Origin of the sequence: Arthrobacter sp. E3, assembly GCF_017353415.1 — a bacterium.
Taxonomy (GTDB): domain Bacteria; phylum Actinomycetota; class Actinomycetes; order Actinomycetales; family Micrococcaceae; genus Specibacter.
Genome location: NZ_JAFMPX010000018.1, coordinates 26,248 through 44,168 on the forward strand (window position 1 = coordinate 26,248; position 17,921 = coordinate 44,168).

16 protein-coding genes are annotated in these 17,921 nt (G+C 60.6%); 6 read left to right on the forward strand and 10 right to left on the reverse strand.

All coding sequences use genetic code 11. The features are described from left to right. The first annotated feature begins 1 nt into the window (after position 1). The 4 genes from JMA46_RS09455 to JMA46_RS09470 are packed head-to-tail and all read left to right on the forward strand — an operon-like array spanning position 2 to position 5,045. Positions 2–1,525, forward strand: coding sequence for a long-chain fatty acid--CoA ligase (locus tag JMA46_RS09455; RefSeq protein WP_207345094.1), 1,524 nt, complete (start codon positions 2–4; stop codon positions 1,523–1,525). Positions 1,526–1,576: 51 nt separating this feature from the next. Continuing rightward, the gene (locus JMA46_RS09460) at positions 1,577–2,749 is read left to right on the forward strand and encodes a thiolase family protein (protein ID WP_207345095.1); all 1,173 of its coding nucleotides are present in this window, start codon (positions 1,577–1,579) and stop codon (positions 2,747–2,749) included. A 28-nt stretch (positions 2,750–2,777) separates the two neighbouring features. Beyond that, positions 2,778–3,881 (forward strand): AMP-binding protein, encoded by a 1,104-nt coding sequence (locus tag JMA46_RS09465; protein WP_207345096.1) that lies wholly within the window; start codon positions 2,778–2,780, stop codon positions 3,879–3,881. 9 nt (positions 3,882–3,890) lie between these two features. Beyond that, positions 3,891–5,045, forward strand: a complete 1,155-nt coding sequence (locus JMA46_RS09470) for an acyl-CoA dehydrogenase family protein (RefSeq protein WP_207345097.1) — start codon at positions 3,891–3,893, stop codon at positions 5,043–5,045. 17 nt (positions 5,046–5,062) lie between these two features. Here JMA46_RS09470 and ligD read toward each other — a convergent pair whose 3' ends face one another. Together ligD and JMA46_RS09480 are read right to left on the reverse strand one after the other, a co-directional pair. Beyond that, positions 5,063–5,944: a non-homologous end-joining DNA ligase gene (gene ligD / locus JMA46_RS09475; RefSeq protein ID WP_207345098.1), complete on the reverse strand. Its 882-nt coding sequence runs from the start codon at positions 5,942–5,944 to the stop codon at positions 5,063–5,065. After that, positions 5,941–6,426, reverse strand: a complete 486-nt coding sequence (locus JMA46_RS09480) for a universal stress protein (RefSeq protein ID WP_207345099.1) — start codon at positions 6,424–6,426, stop codon at positions 5,941–5,943. The genes ligD and JMA46_RS09480 overlap by 4 nt, the downstream gene beginning before the upstream one ends. A 484-nt stretch (positions 6,427–6,910) precedes the next feature. On the opposite strand from JMA46_RS09480, the gene JMA46_RS09485 reads away from it, so the two are divergent. Continuing rightward, positions 6,911–7,567 carry a response regulator transcription factor gene (locus tag JMA46_RS09485; protein WP_207345100.1) on the forward strand — a complete coding sequence of 219 codons (657 nt, stop codon included), beginning with the start codon at positions 6,911–6,913 and terminating at the stop codon, positions 7,565–7,567. Positions 7,568–7,597: 30 nt separating this feature from the next. Here the strand turns inward: JMA46_RS09485 and JMA46_RS09490 are convergent, their stop codons facing one another. Then, positions 7,598–9,304 (reverse strand): GAF domain-containing sensor histidine kinase, encoded by a 1,707-nt coding sequence (locus JMA46_RS09490; RefSeq protein ID WP_207345101.1) that lies wholly within the window; start codon positions 9,302–9,304, stop codon positions 7,598–7,600. Between the two features lie 53 nt (positions 9,305–9,357). Next, positions 9,358–9,873, reverse strand: coding sequence for a universal stress protein (locus tag JMA46_RS09495; protein WP_207345102.1), 516 nt, complete (start codon positions 9,871–9,873; stop codon positions 9,358–9,360). Positions 9,874–10,081: 208 nt separating this feature from the next. On the opposite strand from JMA46_RS09495, the gene JMA46_RS09500 reads away from it, so the two are divergent. Further along, positions 10,082–10,552 carry a pyridoxamine 5'-phosphate oxidase family protein gene (locus tag JMA46_RS09500; RefSeq protein ID WP_207345103.1) on the forward strand — a complete coding sequence of 157 codons (471 nt, stop codon included), beginning with the start codon at positions 10,082–10,084 and terminating at the stop codon, positions 10,550–10,552. Positions 10,553–10,876: 324 nt separating this feature from the next. Here the strand turns inward: JMA46_RS09500 and ppsA are convergent, their stop codons facing one another. From ppsA to JMA46_RS09530, 6 genes are all read right to left on the reverse strand, one after another. Then, a complete protein-coding gene (gene ppsA / locus JMA46_RS09505; protein WP_207345104.1) occupies positions 10,877–13,267 on the reverse strand; it encodes a phosphoenolpyruvate synthase in 2,391 nt (796 codons plus the stop codon). Between the two features lie 256 nt (positions 13,268–13,523). Then, positions 13,524–13,994: a hypothetical protein gene (locus JMA46_RS09510; RefSeq protein WP_207345105.1), complete on the reverse strand. Its 471-nt coding sequence runs from the start codon at positions 13,992–13,994 to the stop codon at positions 13,524–13,526. Positions 13,995–14,174: 180 nt separating this feature from the next. After that, positions 14,175–15,215, reverse strand: coding sequence for a tyrosine-type recombinase/integrase (locus JMA46_RS09515; protein WP_207345106.1), 1,041 nt, complete (start codon positions 15,213–15,215; stop codon positions 14,175–14,177). Continuing rightward, positions 15,212–16,171 (reverse strand): tyrosine-type recombinase/integrase, encoded by a 960-nt coding sequence (locus tag JMA46_RS09520; protein WP_207345107.1) that lies wholly within the window; start codon positions 16,169–16,171, stop codon positions 15,212–15,214. The genes JMA46_RS09515 and JMA46_RS09520 overlap by 4 nt, the downstream gene beginning before the upstream one ends. Continuing rightward, complete coding sequence (locus tag JMA46_RS09525; protein WP_207345108.1) at positions 16,171–17,379, reverse strand: site-specific integrase; 1,209 nt, start codon at positions 17,377–17,379, stop codon at positions 16,171–16,173. Before JMA46_RS09525 ends, JMA46_RS09520 begins: the two co-directional genes overlap by 1 nt. Positions 17,380–17,442: 63 nt before the next feature. Continuing rightward, positions 17,443–17,760 carry a hypothetical protein gene (locus JMA46_RS09530; protein WP_207345109.1) on the reverse strand — a complete coding sequence of 106 codons (318 nt, stop codon included), beginning with the start codon at positions 17,758–17,760 and terminating at the stop codon, positions 17,443–17,445. Positions 17,761–17,921 lie beyond the last annotated feature (161 nt).

The window sequence follows — 17,921 nt, forward strand, 5'->3', positions numbered from 1 at the left end:
CATGCCGGACCTTGCAGCAATTCTCGCCCGCACAGCACGCGGATGCCCCAATCGAATCGCCCTGAGCTTCGCGGGGGCAACCCATACTTACGCAGAGCTTGACCGGCGTGTGAGCCAGCTCGCCAATGAGTTCGTGGCCCGCGGCCTTGCCAAAGGCGACCGGCTCGTCCTCGTCTCCGGAAACAGCGACGCGTTCGTCATCGCGCTCTACGCAGGCCTGCGGGCAGGGGCGATCGTGGTCCCCGTGAATCCACGGTCGGCCCCTCCTGAGGTTGACTACTTCCTGACCGACACCGACGCGAAGCTGCTGGCGTTCGGGCCCGAGGTTGCAGGGGCCATCTCCGCGTGGAAGGCCTACGACGGGCGCCAAGCCGATGTCCCAACGCTGTGCTTGGGCGCTGCTTCGGGTTACGAGGACGTCCTGGCCTGCTCCGGCGAACAGCCCACCGAGCCGCCCGCCGTCGAGGTTGCCGAAGACGACGACGCACTCATCATCTACACCTCCGGCACCACCGGGCGGCCCAAGGGGGCGCTGTTTGACCACCATCGCATCATTTGGGTGGGCATCAACTCCTGCGTGGGCTTCGGCTTGCGGGTCGGGGAACGGCTGCTGCACGTAGCGCCGCTGTTCCATTCCGCCGATCTGAACCTGGTGCTCATCCCGGGCATGATGCTCGGTGCCACGCACGTGATTTTGCCGGCATTCGACCCTGAAGCTGTACTGGAGACCATAGAGAAGGAGCGCATCGGGTTCTTCTTTGGCGTGCCCACCATGTATTCCTTCCTCATGCGCGCCCCCAGCCTCGCAACTCGAGACCTTTCCAGCCTTCGCATCTGCATGTACGGAGCAGCTCCCATGCCTGCCGGATTGGCGCAGCAGATCGTTGCGGCCCTGCCCAATGCCTGGATTGTCCAAGCCTGCGGCCAGACCGAAGGAGGACCCGGTGGCATCCTGCTCACCCACGACGAAGTGTTGGAGCGGCCCTCCGCCAGCGGACGCTTCGCCATTGCGAACACCGAAGTCCGTATTGTCGACGCCGACGGAAACGACGTCGTCCCCGGCCAAGTGGGCGAGATGATCATGCGCGGAGAGACCATGATGAAAGGCTACTGGGGCAAGCCTGAAGCAACCGCGGCGGCCATCAGGGACGGCTGGGTCCACACCGGCGACCTGGCCCAAGTGGACGACGACGGGTACATCACCCTCGTGGACCGGATGAAGGACATGATCATCACCGGTGGCCACAACGTGTACTCCGCTGAGGTCGAAAGTGCCTTGGCAGGCCACCCGGCGGTGGCCGACATCGCCGTCGTCGGCCGTCTGCACAAGATTTACGGTGAAACCGTGGTCGCAGTGGTCACACTGAGTGATAACCAAGAGTTGACGCTAGCGGAACTCCGCGAATATGGCCATGACCGAATCGCCGACTACAAGCTGCCACGCGAACTTGTCATCGCTGAGATTCCGCGCAACCCGTCGGGGAAGATCCTCAAGCACCGCATACGCGATGAAGTTCGCAGTTAATCTACTCGCAGCTGATTTGACCGTCCGATCCGCGCACCTTGGAGAGCACTCATGAACCGCGAAGCAGTCATAGTCGACGCCGTCAGGACACCTGTCGGCAAACGCGGAGGCCAGCTGCGGGACTGGCATCCTGTGGACCTGCTCGCCCAAACACTTTCAACGCTGGTTGACCGCACGGGCATCGACCACGATCGTCTTGCCGATGTGATCGCTGGGTGCGCCATCCAGAGCGGGGAACAGGCCGGCAACGTGGCACGCAACGCCATTCTTGGAGCGGGCCTGCCGCTGGCTCTGCCCGGAACCACGATTGACCGTCAGTGCGGATCTGGCCAGCAGGCAATGCATTTCGCGGCCCAGGCGATCAAGTCCGGGGAATACGACTTCGCCATCGGCGCTGGCGTCGAGTCAATGTCACGTGTCGACCTGGGCCCGCTCTTCATCCCTGGAGGTCCGAGAGGGACGTGGTACGGGGAGCGGGCGCTGGCACGGTTCGGCGGGCACATTCCGGCCCAGGGACCCTCAGCGGAACTCATCGTCACCAAGTGGGGACTCACCCGTGCGCAACTTGATGACTACAGCATCCGCAGCCACCAGCGGGCGGCGGCAGCAACGGAGGCCGGGTACTTCGCCTCGCAACTGGTGCCGTTGGACGGCGTCGGCAAGGACGGCACGGCCGCACCCATGACGCGTGATGAAGGCATCCGGGCGGTACTGGATCCGGCAAAGATGGCTGCCCTCACGCCTGTGTTCTCGCCCGACGGCACCATCACGGCCGGGAACGCTTCCCAAATGAGCGACGGCGCGGCCGCCTTGCTCGTCGCCGAACGATCCATTGCGGAAGCGGCTGGACTGCGCCCCCGGGCGCGCATTGTCTCGATGGCCGTCGCCGCCGACGATCCCGTCCTGCAATTTACGGCCGTCGTTCCCGCGAGCCGGCGGGCACTGGATCAGGCAGGCCTGGGCATTCACGATATGGACCTCGTTGAAGTCAACGAAGCGTTCGCACCCGTTCCGCTGCTGTGGGCCACCGAATTCAGCTACCCCCAGGAGCAGATCAACGTCAACGGCGGCTCCATCGCCATGGGACATCCGCTCGGATCCACGGGAGCCCGTTTGCTGACCCAGCTGGTCAACGAACTTGAGCGCCGTGAAGCCAGATACGGGCTGCTCACTATTTGCGAGGGCGGCGGCATGGCCAACGCCACGATCATCGAGAGAATCTAAGCGCCCATTCAAAGGAACATTCATGGCAATGATTTCACGACCAATTGTCACCGGCTTTCCCTCCACCATGGGCGACGACATCCAGCTGAACACCACCACGCTGATCCACCATGGCGCGCGCACACACGGGGACCACGAGATTGTCTACCGCACCTCCAGCGGCGGATGGGACCGGTACACGTACGCAGACCCCTACGCCCGGATCAACCGCGGCGCCAACGCACTGCGCTCACTCGGCGTGGGCCCGGCAACCCTAGTGGGCATCATCGACTGGAACAGCCGCCGCCACTTTGAGCTCTACCGGGCCATCCCCGGGCTGGCTGCCGTCACGGTGCAGCTGAATCTGCGGCTGGGGCCTGAGGACCTCAGCTACGTGGTCAGCGACAGCGGCACATCGGTGATCTGCGTGGATGAATCCCTGCTGCCGTTGGCAGAAGCAGTGGCACCATCCATGCCCGGCGTCACAACGTGGATCATCATGAGCGACAAACCGATGAACGAAATCCACACGTCACTGCCCAACGCCCACCACTACGAGGATCTCCTCGCCGCGAACGAGCCGGACATCGAATGGCCCGAAGTGGACGAGCGCTCCGCCTATGGCGCCTGCTACACGACAGGCACAACAGGCCGCCCCAAGGGCGTCTTCTACTCACACCGTGCGATTGTCCGGCCTGGCCGCCACTACGCCGAGGACACCGGACCGTTGACGGATGCACTCATCGCCGAGGGCGTAACCATCACCAATGGTGCGCCCGTCATCTTTATCCCGATGCTTCATTACATCGAGACGCTCAAGGTCAAACCTGATCTCACACAACTGCGCCTGCTGTCTGGGGCCACCGAGACGACGCCCCTCGTCACCATGAACACGTACAAGCCGAATGTTCTGGCATGCCTTTCCGCCAAAGATCTGTTGGACAGCTTCATCGACGGTTACTGGCGTAGTGGTGACGTCGGGACCATCGACATGGAGAACCTGCTCCTGAGCCATCTGGGCATCGCAGAGGCCGCCGTCATCGAGCTCAACGACGTCCGCGCGCACCTCTCATCCGGAGCGAACGCGCAGCAATTTACGCAGATACGTCAGTTGCCGACTGATGCCCCCATTACCACTTCAAAAAAATATTAGGAGTACCTCATGATTTTGGACGACTACCGCTCACCATGGCGCACCGAAGAACTTGACGACCTCCGGGCAATGGTCAGGACCTTTCTGAACAAGGAGTCCGCTCCCCACCATGCCCGTTGGGCGCAGCAGCATGGCGTGGACCGGGACTTTTGGAAACAGGCAGGTGAGGCCGGGCTGCTGTGCATCAGCATCCCGGAGGAATACGGAGGCGGAGGGGGCACGTTCGCCCACGAAGCAGTAATTATGGAGGAACAGGCCCGCATCGCGGACACCGCATGGGCGAACGTTGTGCACAGCGCCATCGTGGCCCACTACATTGCCGCATTCGGCACCGAGGAGCAGAAACAGCGCTGGCTACCGGGCATGGCATCCGGGGAGCTTGTCGGTGCCATCGCGATGACCGAGCCCACAACAGGGTCCGATCTGCAGAGCATTCGCACCCGCGCGCGGCAGGATGGGGACAGCTACGTGGTCAACGGCTCCAAGACGTTCATCTCCAACGGAACCCACTGCGACCTGGTCATCATTGCCGCGCGCACCAGCGAGGAGGCCGGTGGCAAGGGAATGTCCCTCATCATCGCCGAAACGAACGGGCTCGCAGGCTTTGAACGCGGCCGCGTGCTGGAGAAGATCGGCATGCACGGCCAGGATACCCGCGAGCTGGCCTTCGTGGACATGCGTGTCCCGGCCGGGAATGTGTTGGGCGGAGTCGAAGGACTCGGGTTCATCCAGCTCATGCAGCAACTCCCCCAGGAGCGGCTCGCGATCGCTGTCGGGGCGGCTGCGGAGTGTGAGTTCGCTGTTCGCGAGGCAACGGCGTACGCGAGCGACCGGGATGCGTTCGGGAAGAATCTGCTGGCCTTCCAAAACACCAGGTTTGTGCTGGCCGAGTGTGTTGCAGACAGCTTGGCCGCCCGCACCCTCGTGGACCACTGCATCGCACAGCACGTCACCGGCGATCTCGATGCGGCCACCGCGTCCCTCGCCAAGTTCTGGTGCACCGACATGCAGAACAAGGTGGTGGATCGGTGCCTCCAGATCTTCGGCGGCTACGGCTACATGACCGAGTACCCCATTGCCCGAAGGTTCGCCGCTGCGCGTGTTCAGAAGATCTACGGCGGCACCAACGAGATCATGAAGGAACTGGTCGCTCGGTCGTTGTAAAACTGCGGAGGACGTTCCTAACGAACGTCCCCCAACTTGGGAGTGGTGCCGCCGGCAATCCTAGCCAGCACCTGTCGGTAGTCCAACTGGTCCACTTTGGCCGGTATGATCTCATCCCAGTTCCGCGGTGCGGCCACGGTCGGCCTGGCCCGGCCTCGCAGGGAGTAGGGAACCGCCGTCGTCTTAGCAGGCCAGTTCTGGCTCCAGTCGATGAACACCTTTCCGCGCCTCAGGGCGCGGCCCATCCGGCTGACCACCAAGTCCGGGTGGTCAGCTTCCAGCGACAGCGCCACGCAGTGCGCCAGGTGCGCAATATCGTCGGACGTCCTTTTCCCGTCAAGCCCGGCGTAGAGATGGATGCCTTTGCTGCCGCTGGTGACAGGCAGTGAGCGCAAGCCACGCTGCTCCAGTGCGTCCCGTGCCAAAAGTGCGACGGCGGCACACTCAGCTAGGCCGACGCCCTCCCCCGGATCCAGGTCAAGCACCAGGCGGTCCGGGTTTTGCGGGGTGCCGTCGTTGGCAAATCTCCATTGTGGCACGTGGATCTCCAACGCCGAGATCTGGGCCAGCCACACCAGGGTGCGGGCGTCGTTCACGAGCGGATAGTCGTTGTCGTGGTCCCTGTGGTGCATGGTTCGGCGCTGGACCCAATCCGGGGTGGCGGCGTCGAGGTTCTTTTGAAAGAAACTCTTTCCAGGCTCAGCAGCCGTCCCAACCCCCTGCACCCAGCGTTTTCTGGTGGCCGGGCGGTCCTTTGCCCAGGGGATCAGCATGGGGGCTGCCCGCAAGTAATACATGGCGACGTCGTGCTTGGTGGTCCCGGTCTCGGGGTACAGGATCCTGCCGGGATTACTCAGCGTCACTGTTTCACCGTCAACGGCAACGTCCTGCCGGTTCATGCCACGCCCGGCCCGCCATCACCTTCGCCGCTTGATTCTTCCACGGAGCCCGTTGGATTCATGATCAGTACCGGGCAGCGTGCATATGAAACGCATGCCTGGCTGACGGACCCCAAGAGAAGTCCGGCAAACCCCCCTCTGCCCCGTCGTCCCAGCACCAGCATTTCCGCGCCGTCGGAGGACTCGACCAGGGTTTGCCTCGGCAGGCCCTGGACCAGCCTGGTGGAGACGTTGTCAGGTGTTTTCTCCCCAAAGGCTTTGACCATGGTTTCTTCGAGGTTCTTCCGGGCTCCATCTTCAAAGTTCACCGTCCCCAGTGCATAGGGGACGGCCAGTGCCGCGGGGACACTCCAGCATGCAATGGCTTCAACGTGCGCACCGATTGCCGTGGCGAGGTGTTCGGCCCGCCGAAGTGCCGCGATGGAACCCACGGAGCCGTCAACGCCCACCACTATGCGCCGCATTTCGTCTTCAGTGTTCATTTGCTGTTCCTCTGTTCTTTGGCTTGCTGCTGAACCTAGCTGGTTCCCATGCTGGCTCAGACGGCACGTTGTGTCTAGGGTCAAAAGGCACCGTTCCGGCCCCACCCTTTCACGGGTTGGGCGCCCCGTTGACGTCTGCTTCAGGTGCACCCAATTGGGGTCTTTGGACCATGGTGCCCCCGGAGGCGTTGGGCGAGCATGGAATTGTCCTGCACTATTGATGACTCGGCACCAAAATCTTGACAAGGAGGATGTTATGCCTCTCCCCACCGACGGCGCTTGCATCCCTGCGCGACGCAAACGGCAGGGGATCAGAATGACACCCGCTCAACACAGGACCAGTGAAACGCTCCGTTTGCCCGGCACTCCAGTGGTGTTGGAGAATGGCCTCTCGAGGCTGCCAGCGCAGCCGAAGGGCCCTACGGAACCAACGCCGCCGGAGGTGGGCATGGAATCCGGTCAAAATTCGACGGAGGAAATGAGCATGAAAGAGCAGTCTGCTGACAAGGCTGGTCCGCCTCCCATACGAGTTTTCATTTTGGATGACCATGAGCTGGTGCGGCTGGGCCTGCAGGAGCTGCTGGAAGGCCAAGGCTTCACGGTGGTCGGTTCTTCCGGCACAGCAGCGGAAGCCACCCGCCTCATCCCCGCATTGCGTCCCGACGTATCCGTGTTGGATGCCCGGCTGCCTGACGGAACCGGCATCGAAGTGTGCCGCGACGTTCGCTCGGTCGACCCCACACTCAGGTGCCTGATCCTGACCAGCTACGACGACGAGCAGGCTCTCCGGGGTGCCGTGCTGGCAGGGGCGTCCGGATACGTACTGAAGGAAATTGGCGGCACTGACTTGTTGACGGCCATCAAGCTGGCCGCCAGCGGTGAATCCTTGTTCGACGCCGCGCTGAAGCGCAGGATCATCGCAGGGCTGGCTGAACCTGTTCCCCTTGACCCGCGCGTGGCCAGCCTCACGGCGCAGGAGCGGCGCGTCTTGGCGCTCATCGGCCAAGGAATGACCAACCGGCAAATTGGTGGTGAGCTTTTCCTGGCCGAGAAGACCGTGAAGAACTATGTTTCGTCACTGCTGGCAAAGCTTGGTTTCGAACGGCGCACGCAGGCAGCCGTGTACATCACCGAGAAATAGCCAGACGGGATTCGGGCACGTGCCTGCTGTTCATAGGACTAGGGAGGAAACAGTCTGGTCCAGCGGAACCGACCAATAGAAGCTGGTTCCCTGTCCTACAACGCTTTCCAGTTGAAAGACGCCTTTCAGGTTCGCTGCCCTGGCCTCCATATTTGCCAGTCCGCTTCGACCGTTGGAGCTTGCTATCCCACAACCGTCGTCCCGGACAGTGACGCTCACCAGCCCGAGTCCGGCAGTGACGTTCACATCGATCTTCTGCGCCTGTGCGTGACGGACAGCGTTGCTGACACCCTCTGTCACCACGGCGAGGACGTGTTCGGCCAAGTCTGTGGACACTTGTGAGTCGATGGGCCCGGACAACACGATGCGGGGTGCAAACGGCAGCGTCTTGGACACCTTCTGCACCGTGTTGACGATTCGGCTTCCGAGCAGATCCGTTTCCCCCGCTGTAGCCCGCAGTGAGTAGATGGTGTCCCGCAATTCCTTGATCGTGGCGTCCAGTTCGTCGGTGATGGTGCGGATGCGGGCCAGCCCTGGTGCATCCGTGATGAACCGGGCCAGGCTTTGGACGTTGAGTCCGGCAGCAAACAAACGTTGAATGACGACGTCGTGCAGGTCCTGGGCGATGCGGTCCCGGTCGGTGTACAACATCAGCTGTTCGCGAAGTCTGTGTGTCTGAGCCAGCTCGAGTGCCAGCACTGACTGTGCGCAGTAGGAGGCGATCAGCTCGGCAGTCAGCGGGGAATACAGATCTTGGCCCTGGGCTCGAATAAGGATCATGAGCCCATGTGCGGCGCCATCGGTGCCCAGTCTTGCCAAAAGTGCGGGGCCCGTTTCTCTTGCGAATGCCGGGCCAAGCAGCGTTGACGCATTCTCGAAGCTGGTTGGACTGCCTGAGGCCACGACCCTCTCCACGGCCTCACGGTCAAGGTTCAGGAACCGTCCCGTCAGCTCCGCTGCTCGAGTACCGGCGGCACCCGTCACTTCAAGTTGTCCTTCTTCATTGGGCGGACTGGCAACGAGCACCATGGTTGATTCTGAGGGGTCAAGGGCCATGTGCGCCACAAACTTTGCGTCCGGCCTGGCGCCGTCGCCCACGGCCCCCATCATGCCCACTGCCACCCTTTTGCCGGCCTCCAGCCAGTCTGTGCGCAACTTGGCTTCGTCAAATAGTTTCGCGTTCTCGATGGCGAAACCGGCAGCACCGGCCAGGGCGACAGCCAGCGATTCGTCTTCGGCGGTGAACAGCCTTGCGCCCCGCTTTTCCGTCAAGTACAGGTTGCCGAACACCGAGTCTCGCGCCCGAATGGGGACGCCCAGAAAAGTTCGCATAGGCGGGTGGTGCTTGGGGAACCCCGAAGATGCGGGATGGTCTTGAAGGTTCGGCAGGCGAATGGGGCGGGGTTCGCGTATCAGCAGGCCCAGAACTCCGTTGCCGGTGGGCAGCGGGCCAATGAGTTTGGCCAAGTTCGGGTCCATGCCCTCGGTCACAAAATGACTCAGGTCGTTGCCGTGGCCGATGACTCCCAGAGCCCCATATTGGGCGTCGAGGAGCTGACAACCGGCCTGTACGATCCGCCTGAGCACGGTGTCCAGGGTTCGCTCTTCAGTGATGGAGATGACGGCAGCAAGCAGTTCCCGCAGACGTTCGTCGTGGTCGAACGCCGTCGTTTCTATTGCGGACTGCTCTGTTGCAGATTGAGTTGCTTCACCCTCCCCCGGGCGCGGATGTTTCATGGGCTCAGGATACGCCACGGGGGTTGAGTGCCGCCATGGACCGGGGTGTGGACTCAGATATAGCCGGACGCGTTGTCGGCGTCCTGCTGTTGGGTACCCATCCCTGTTGAAACCTGCTCGGGCAAGCTCTGGTTGTCCGCGTGGACCACAAGGACAGCGCATTTTGCGTGTGCAGCACAGGCAGAACTGACAGAGCCCAGCAGCATGCCCTTGAATCCTCCGTGGCCGCGCGATCCAACAATGAGCATTTGAGCGTTCTTTGCCGCTTCGATCAAGACCTGTGCCGACTGGCCCCTGAGGCATTCGCTGACAAGGCCTGCGGGCGGATTGTTCCCGAACGCGTCAACAAGGGCTTTTGCATGCAGTTCCCTGACAACGGTTTCGCTGTCCCACTCCGGAATGGAATACGGTGCGAACACCACTTCGGAGCGCCACGCCGAGACCGCCTTGATGGTCGCACCCAGGGGCCCTGCCAGTTTTTTCGCCCACCGCAAGGCCACTACGGACTCCGGTGAACCGTCCACTCCCACAACGATGGGCAATGCTTTACTGGGCTTCGAATCGGCCATGACAACTACCTGCTTTCACGTGACTGCAGCTGGCCGCGACTCAAAGGACGCGACCATTGAACTTCAATGATCTCCGTTGTACGTCTGCGGCGCACAGGGCCCAAGGTCCCTAAGCTAACGCCTGATTTGGCTGGTGAGCCTGGAAAGCCGGTGATCCGGGACTTTGGGCCCTAGCTTCTCTTGGTCGAGTCGGGTTAGGGTCACTTCCATGAGAGACAATGAGATTGCACCCAAGGCCGCCATTCTGACTTCCGCACAATGCTGGTCGTTGCTTTCGCAAACACACACTGGACGGCTCGCAGTGAACGTGAACGGCCGTCCGGACGTGTTCCCTGTCAACTACCAGCTTGACGGCGAATCTCTCCGCTTTAGAACCGGGAACGGCACCAAAATCGATGCCATCAACGACGACGGACGTGTAGCGTTCGAAGTCGATTCTGTGAACCAGAAAGAGGGGACGGCTTGGAGCGTGGTCATTAAGGGGGATGCCGAAATTACGTCCGCAGACAGCCACCTCCTCAACGCGGCAGAACGTGGACTGTTCCCTTGGCAAGGGGTGGGTAAGGCCCACTTGGTGCGCATCGTTCCGGAAACAGTGACAGGCAGGAGTTTCACGCTTGATGCGTCGGTGACGCAGCACGTGTCCTTCGATGAAGCGATGCGGGCCGGGCTGGAATAGTCCCCCGCGTACGAAACGACAGGGTGATCCCAATGGGGCGCTGTCCCGGCGCTGACCTATAGATACTTCTTCGTCCTCCAGCGGGAGGATTCTCACGCCGCGCGAAGTAGCTTTCCGTCAGGCCTAGCCCATCCCTGACCGCTAAATCAGGGCTTGCCTCGTGGTACCTACCGGACCTGTTCGCTCTTGTTTTGAGCATTGAGTTCGAGCATAGGGCGGTTCATACCGGCGGGGTTCCGAGAACGCTCAACAACCACCATGGGCGGTCCCACGTTGCTGGGCGGATGGGCGTTGAGGCCCAACTCCACCGGGCCCCCAGCATACTTAACGTTTTTCCTGCCCCGCTTCGGCGGCTGCGATGATGGGGACGGTGCGTAGAAAGCTGTCGGGGTTCAGCGAGATGGAATCGATGCCCTCCGCAACCAGGAATTGCGCGAAGTCAGGGTGATTGCTGGGTGCTTGCCCGCAGATGCCGATCCGAATGCCTGCCGCATGGGCTCCGGCGATCGCCTGACTAATCATGGTCTCGACGGCCTCGTCCTGTTCGTCAAAGAGGGGAGCAAGGGTTGCCGAGTCCCGATCCACACCAAGAACAAGCTGGGTGAGATCGTTGGACCCGATGGAGAAGCCGTCGAACTTCGCGGCAAACTTCCGCGCCAGAATCACGTTTGAGGGAATTTCGCACATCATATAGACCTTGAGCCCGTCCTGGCCACGGACCAGCCCGTTTTCCGCCATCACGGCCAGGACGCGGTCTGCTTCGGCAAGTGTCCTGCAGAACGGCACCATCACTATGACGTTCATGAAGCCGCACTGGTTGCGAAGGCGGATGATCGCCCGGCATTCCAAGTCAAACCCTGCCCGGTAATGCGGATCGTAATAGCGTGACGCTCCACGGAATCCGATCATCGGGTTGGATTCCTCCACCTCGAAAACCGAGCCACCGACCAAGTGGGCGTACTCGTTGGTTTTGAAATCGCTGAACCGGACGACCACGGGAGCGGGATGGAACGGTGCGGCCAATTTGGCAAGCCCCCGCGCAAGGGTTTGCACAAAGTATTCTGACGAATCGGCATACCCGCGCGTCAGCTCCTTGATTTTGGCTTGATCAGCCGGATCCGTCACCCGTTCAGGGTAGGCCAGTGCCATCGGGTGCACCTGGACCATGTCGTTGATGACAAACTCCATGCGTGCCAGCCCGATGCCCTGTGCGGGCAGTCGCCACCACTTGAACGCTGCGGAAGGGCTGGCCAGGTTGAGCATGACTGCAGTCTTGGTGACCGGCAAATCGCCGAGGTCCACATCATCCTGGGCGTTCGCCAAAAGACCTTCATAAACGTGGCCTACGTCCCCTTCCGCGCAGGACACAGTGATGGGCTGCCCGTCGACAATCACTGCGGTGGCATCGTTAGTACCGACGACGGCGGTAATCCCCAGTTCGCGGCTCACGATCGCCGCATGGCTGGTCGCCCCTCCCTTGTCAGTAACGATGGCCTTAGCACGCTTCATGACCGGGACCCAGTCCGGATCCGTTTGCTCGGCGACCAAAACGGCGCCGTCCACGAAGTTGCCGATGTCAGCGGCGCTCTTGATCACGCATGCAATGCCGGAGGCTATGGAATCACCCACTGCAGCTCCTTTCACCAGCAGCCGCCCTTCCTCCGTCAGCCGGTGTGTGCTCATCACGGTGCCGCTCTTGCGCGCCTGGACAGTTTCCGGCCTGGCCTGCACAATGAACAATTCCCCGCTCACCCCATCCTTCGCCCATTCCATGTCCATAGGCCGCCCATAGTGGTTCTCGACCTGGACAGCCCACCTGCCCAGCTGGAGAATCTCGTCGTCGTCCAGGCAAAACGACGTCCGCTCGTTGTCGCTGGTGTCGACCATGAGCGTTCCCGCGCCTCCGTCGGCGGAGTAAATAAGTTTGCACTCCTTTGAACCAAGCATCTTTTCAATCACCGGTGAGAACGTCGGCGTGTCAAGGAGAGGTTTGAACACAACGTACTTGTCCGGGTTGACCATGCCCAGGACCACTGTCTCGCCCAGTCCCCAGTTGGCACTGATGACGGCGGCCCGAGGGAAGCCGGTTTCAGTGTCAAGGGAGAACATGACTCCTGCTGCCCCCAGGTCCGAGCGGACCATGAGCTGGACACCCACTGACAGCGCCACGTCCAAGTGTCCGTACTTCATGATCTCCCGATAGCTGATCGCACGGTCGGTGAAGAGCGATGCATAACAGCGCCGGCAGGCGTCGAGCAGCTGTTCCTCACCCCTGACGTTAAGGTAGGTTTCCTGCTGCCCGGCGAAGCTGGCGTCAGGCAGGTCCTCGGCGGTCGCGCTGCTTCGAACGGCCACAGCGGGCTCATCATTCCCGGTGCGCGCGGCCAAATCGCGGTAAAAGGAACGTATTTGCGTGGACATCTCGGCCGGGAACTCGCCACCGAGGATCAGTTCTCGCACCTGAGTTCCGATCGATCGCCAGTTGGTGCCGGCTTGATCCTTCGTGGTGAGAATCCTCTCCAGCTGTGGCTCCATGTTGTTTTCCGAGATGAACTTGCGGTATGCGGCAGCCGTGAGGGCAAACCCGCCGGGGACCCTGACGCCGTCCGCTGCCAAGGATCTGATCATCTCTCCCAGGGAGGCATTCTTGCCGCCAACGTGGGCAACGTCCTTGATGCCTACGTCCTCAAGCCAAACAACACTGTCTTTGTCCATGGTAATCAGCTGTCCTTCGCACATTCGCTCTACTGCTCCGCGGCGCATTTGCAGGCCAAGTGCCCACCTCACGAGTCAATCCCGCTGGGTCAAGTCCGGGTAGGGGCTAAAGGCACCACTCTCCGACAAACTTCCGTAGGGGTGCCGTGTTCGGGCTGCGGCACCATAAAAGCCACGCAAACCGTATCAACCACCATGCGACCGCCGGCGTTGCGGTACGGGCCTGAGGTGCCATTAGGCCCCCCGAGGAATCATGTCAAGATGCCCGCTTAGGTTTCTTCGTGGAATCATTTGATAATGCCCGCAGGGCTGGTTGATTCTTGGTGCCTTGTTTTGCTGTTGTCAGCGTCAGCAGTTCGCTGGCGAGGTGTTGGAGCTGGCGTTGGATGGCCGCCGGATTCAAGGGTTTGTTCTCCCTAGCCAGTTTTGTCTTGACTGCTTTCTTCACGGTTCCCGTGTCGGCCAGGACGCGCTGGTACGGGGTGGCTGGCAGGTCGTACGTCTTGGTGATCTTCGCCCCGGTACGGATCTTCTTGACGAGTTTCTGCTGGGGACCAAAGTGGTTCGTCAACAGGCGTTGCAGCGCCCAAATCTGGTTCAGCAACTCCAACTCTGCAGCGGTGTCGTAGCGGTGGTAGCCGACGGTCTGGCGGACGATGTGCCAGTTCTTCTGCTCCACATGGGCCCCGTCATTCTTGTTCCCGGACCGGGACCTGGTAAACGTCAAATTCTCCTGCTCGCACCAGCGGAACAACTCCCAATTGATGAACTCACTACCGTTGTCACTACTAAGCCGAATTCGGCTTAGTAGTGATTATGCCGAGGAAAACGCTAAGCCGAGGGACCGCGCTGTGGGCCATGTTCTGCGGGGAACTGGGATACTTTCCTCGGCTTAGTGTTCCGGTGGTTACCGGAGGGTGTAGAGCTTTTGCAGGTTTTTCTCGCTGAGCCACTCCGCGGTGGCGTGGTTGATGCCGGGTGTGGCCCTGTTCATGGCTTCGCGCATCATGTCCAGGGTGGCGAAGGCGTAGAAGGCCGAGGTGGTGCTCATGCTTTCGTGTCCGAGCAGTTGCATGATGATGGGCAATGGGATTCCTTGTTTGTAGAGGTCCATCGCTTTGGTCTTGCGGATCATGTGGCAGTGCAACGTGGCAGGGATCGATGGGCAGGACTCTCGGGCGATGTCTCCGGCCTTCTTGAGGATTGCTGAGATGCTGTCTTCCGAGAGTCGGGTCGGTTCACCGAGATGGAGGCTGTAGAACAGCGGGCGCGTGGCGGGCAGGCACACCCACTGGGGATGAAATTCGTCGAGGTAGACCTGCAGGTGCTGGACCGTTGTGTCGCCGAGAGGAACGACGCGGCTTTTGCTCCCTTTGCCGGTCAGCGTGACGTGGGCCGGTTTCGCCAACTTCAGGTTCCCCAAGGTCAGTGTGGTGAGCTCACTGACGCGTGCTGCGCTCTCGTAAAGAAGTATTAGCAGCATGCGGTTGCGCCGGGACTTTATGCTTGCGCCGTTGAAAGCAGCAAGGATCGCCACGGTCTCGTGCTGTTCAAGGTATTCGATGGGCCTTTTCGCCAGCGCAGGGGCTTTGAGAGCCTTTGCAGCCTGTTGGAGTGCCACCAAACGGAGGTCTTCCTGGGAGGCATACTGCAGGAACGCCTTGATGGCGGTCAGGCGCAGGTTCACCGTCTTTGGCTGGTAATTCTTGGTTTCCCGCATCCAGATCAGCCACGCCTTGAGCAACCGTCGCTCGAAGTGATCAAAGCTGATGTCCTTGCTTTCGATATGCTGCCCACCAACAAGAAAGCTCACGAAGCATTCCAGGGAGATCCGGTACGCTTCAATGGTGTTGGGCGACAGGCCCCTAACTTTGGGCATGTAGTCATGCAAATAGTTGCGTGCGTAGCCCCAGAAATTCGGGGCATCGGTGCTCGTGTCTCGTTTCATTCGAATCCCACCTCGGGCAAAATTCCCAGGCTCCCACGGGTCAGATCGGCGTAGCCGTTCATGAAATCCGGGGATGTATGAACGTAGTAATAGGTGCTCTCCAGCGAGGCATGTCCCATATAGCGGGCCAGGTAGGGCAGCATGGTGTTCACATCAACGCCTTCGGCCATCCACCGCTCGATGTTGGCATAGGCATAGTGGTGGCGAAAGTCGTACGGTCTTGGCTGTTTACCTTCGGTGGTCCGTGGCAACCGGGCTTGGTCCCAGATCTTGTTGAACATGAAACCGATCATGCCTGCCGTCAGCGGCTCTGCAGTGGCGGAGGCGAAGAATGAGGTGCGTCCATTGTCCAAGGTCCGTTGCAACGCCTGATCACAGACCTCCAGGATGCCGCTGATCTCCTCGGTGACCGGAAGCCGACGGCTGCGGTTGCCCTTGGACCAGTGCACGTCAATGAATCCTTCAGCGAGGTTCACATCGTCGCGCTGGAGCCTGCGCACCTCGCAGGTGCGTAGCCCGCAGGAATGCATGAGCGCGAAGAACGCGGGCCCCTGCCATTTCCAAGGTGTGAGCGTTTTCAACCGTGCCGCGGAGGCAAAAAACCGGCTGATTTCCTCTTGCCTCAGCAGATACGGTTGCGGACGGAGAAATTTGGCTTTCCACTGATCCGATAGCACATAGGCGTTTTCGTTGCCGTTGAGTCTCTCCCATCGACCGAAGTCCCTGATGTAAGACATCCAAGACCGGCAGGAATGTGGCTGGCCCGCCTGCAGGGAAGTCACCCACCCCTCAACCGTTGGCCGGTCGAAATTCTGCAGTCCATGGTCCGTGCAGTAACGGTCAAAATTCTGCAAATGCCAGAGGCGGGAGGCGCAATGGATACCCATGCTTTCCTTGAAAGCAAGGAATTGCTCGAGATCGGGTGCGAACACACTGGAAAATCTGGGCGCGTTCATCAGAGCACTCCTTCTATCTCCGGGAGCGGGAGGACACACGCACGCATATGCTCGGTGTCTGTACTCAGATAAACATTGGTGGAATCGGGGTTCGAATGGCCCAGAACCGCCGATATCGTCGGCAATGGCGTTCCGGCACGCAGGAGTTTAGATGCCGCATTGTGGCGCAGCAGCCTTGTTCCGACCCGTGGGCGATCCACCCCAGCCGCCTTGAACACCCTTCTGATCACTGCATAGACACCAGCATGGTCAGCCAGCTGCGTATAGGGCGCCAGCAATCGTAAAAAGACATGTCCGTCCGCCGACTTAGGACGCTCATCGAGGACATATTCTGCAAGTTTCTCCGCGATCACGGGAGGTATCGGCAGCGTCAAAGGATTGCCGGTCTTTTGCTGGATAATCCCGATTGTCAGGGTCCGCCAGTCGATATCAGTCAGGCGCAAGGCAACCAGATCACATGCACGCAAACCGGTGACTAATGCCAGCAAGGTGATCGCCGAGTCCCGGGCAGGAATCTTCCCACCCAGACAGGCCTGAACGGCGGCTTCTTCCTCATCGTTCCCCAGCACCGAAACGATGTCGTGGTGCCGTTTCGCCGCCACCATTTTCAGGGCATTGACTAGATCAGGACGTTGAGTGAACTGCAGGAACGGGCGGCAATTGGTCACCGCAGCCCACATCGTGCCGGCCACCCAGCGCGCCCGCAACGATCCCAGAAATCCCAGCACACTGGCACCCTCAGCATCCTGAAGCGACGTCACCCCGATACCTTCCAAGTAAAGGAGGTAGTCGCGGGCCATCCGGCCATATCCGTTTTGTGTCTCTGCAGCCAATCCCCGCAGTTCGATTTCTTCGGACCAAGCACTCAAGAGTGTGGCAAACTCCTGGGATTGTGGAAGCCCACGCCCTTGTCCGCGCTTTCTCACCGAAAGGTCCACCCGCCCGGTCAGAACATAGGAATCAAAGACTGTCACCAGCCGGTGATAGTCACGACAACGCTGAACACTGAACTTCCCCGTCCGAGGGCTCGTCGTCAGCGCAGCGAATTCTGCACCCAACGCCGGCGTATATACGCCATCCTGCTCCCTGGAAAATAGCTCCAACCACCGGATCCACTTCCGGTAGTTGCCGATCGTCAGCGGCCCATACTCAGCCACCACCAATGCAGCAACAACCCGCTCACCAATTTCCCTGACCGTCGGTTCCATGACATTCCCCTTCCACTGGACCAATGGATACGACGAACGTAACCCCGGAGAAGGTCGGAAACACTAAGCCGAGGAAAGTATCCCAGTTCCCCGCAGAACATGGCCCACAGCACGGTCCCTCGGCTTAGCGTTTTCCTCGGCATAATCACTGTCGAGTCCAAGGATCGGAAACGGGAACGCCGCAGTGGCATCCTTGATGGCCGCAAACACCCATTTCTGGGCCTTGTTCCTCACCGACCGGGTCTCGGTCCATCCCGTGGCGATGTCAGTGATATCAAGGGTGAAACAGAACTCGCCCCGGGAATTGCCACCCTCATGGCCAACTAAATCTATCTCGACAAAACCGGGGACAGCGTCGTCCCACTCGGCCCAGGTCCGCATCGGGATGGAGTCTTTGAGCAGCGTCCCGGGCTTGGTATGAGAGCCCCCCGCGGGTCAAGCTTTCCCCGATCTCCTTTGAGCCGGCGATCGATCGTGGCCGGGGCAATCCGCAACAACAATTGAGCCGTCACATTGTCAATATCCAGTTCCTTGAACCGGCG

Excerpts from the sequence above, each read along its gene's own strand:
- JMA46_RS09455 (WP_207345094.1), top strand. The coding sequence starts at position 2 with ATGCCGGACCTTGCAGCAATTCTCGCCCGCACAGCACGCGGATGCCCC.
- JMA46_RS09460 (WP_207345095.1), top strand. The coding sequence starts at position 1,577 with ATGAACCGCGAAGCAGTCATAGTCGACGCCGTCAGGACACCTGTCGGC.
- JMA46_RS09465 (WP_207345096.1), top strand. The coding sequence starts at position 2,778 with ATGATTTCACGACCAATTGTCACCGGCTTTCCCTCCACCATGGGCGAC.
- JMA46_RS09470 (WP_207345097.1), top strand. The coding sequence starts at position 3,891 with ATGATTTTGGACGACTACCGCTCACCATGGCGCACCGAAGAACTTGAC.
- ligD (WP_207345098.1), bottom strand. The coding sequence starts at position 5,944 with ATGAACCGGCAGGACGTTGCCGTTGACGGTGAAACAGTGACGCTGAGT.
- JMA46_RS09480 (WP_207345099.1), bottom strand. The coding sequence starts at position 6,426 with ATGAACACTGAAGACGAAATGCGGCGCATAGTGGTGGGCGTTGACGGC.
- JMA46_RS09485 (WP_207345100.1), top strand. The coding sequence starts at position 6,911 with ATGAAAGAGCAGTCTGCTGACAAGGCTGGTCCGCCTCCCATACGAGTT.
- JMA46_RS09490 (WP_207345101.1), bottom strand. The coding sequence starts at position 9,304 with ATGAAACATCCGCGCCCGGGGGAGGGTGAAGCAACTCAATCTGCAACA.
- JMA46_RS09495 (WP_207345102.1), bottom strand. The coding sequence starts at position 9,873 with ATGGCCGATTCGAAGCCCAGTAAAGCATTGCCCATCGTTGTGGGAGTG.
- JMA46_RS09500 (WP_207345103.1), top strand. The coding sequence starts at position 10,082 with ATGAGAGACAATGAGATTGCACCCAAGGCCGCCATTCTGACTTCCGCA.
- ppsA (WP_207345104.1), bottom strand. The coding sequence starts at position 13,267 with ATGGACAAAGACAGTGTTGTTTGGCTTGAGGACGTAGGCATCAAGGAC.
- JMA46_RS09515 (WP_207345106.1), bottom strand. The coding sequence starts at position 15,215 with ATGAAACGAGACACGAGCACCGATGCCCCGAATTTCTGGGGCTACGCA.
- JMA46_RS09520 (WP_207345107.1), bottom strand. The coding sequence starts at position 16,171 with ATGAACGCGCCCAGATTTTCCAGTGTGTTCGCACCCGATCTCGAGCAA.
- JMA46_RS09525 (WP_207345108.1), bottom strand. The coding sequence starts at position 17,379 with ATGGAACCGACGGTCAGGGAAATTGGTGAGCGGGTTGTTGCTGCATTG.
- JMA46_RS09530 (WP_207345109.1), bottom strand. The coding sequence starts at position 17,760 with ATGCGGACCTGGGCCGAGTGGGACGACGCTGTCCCCGGTTTTGTCGAG.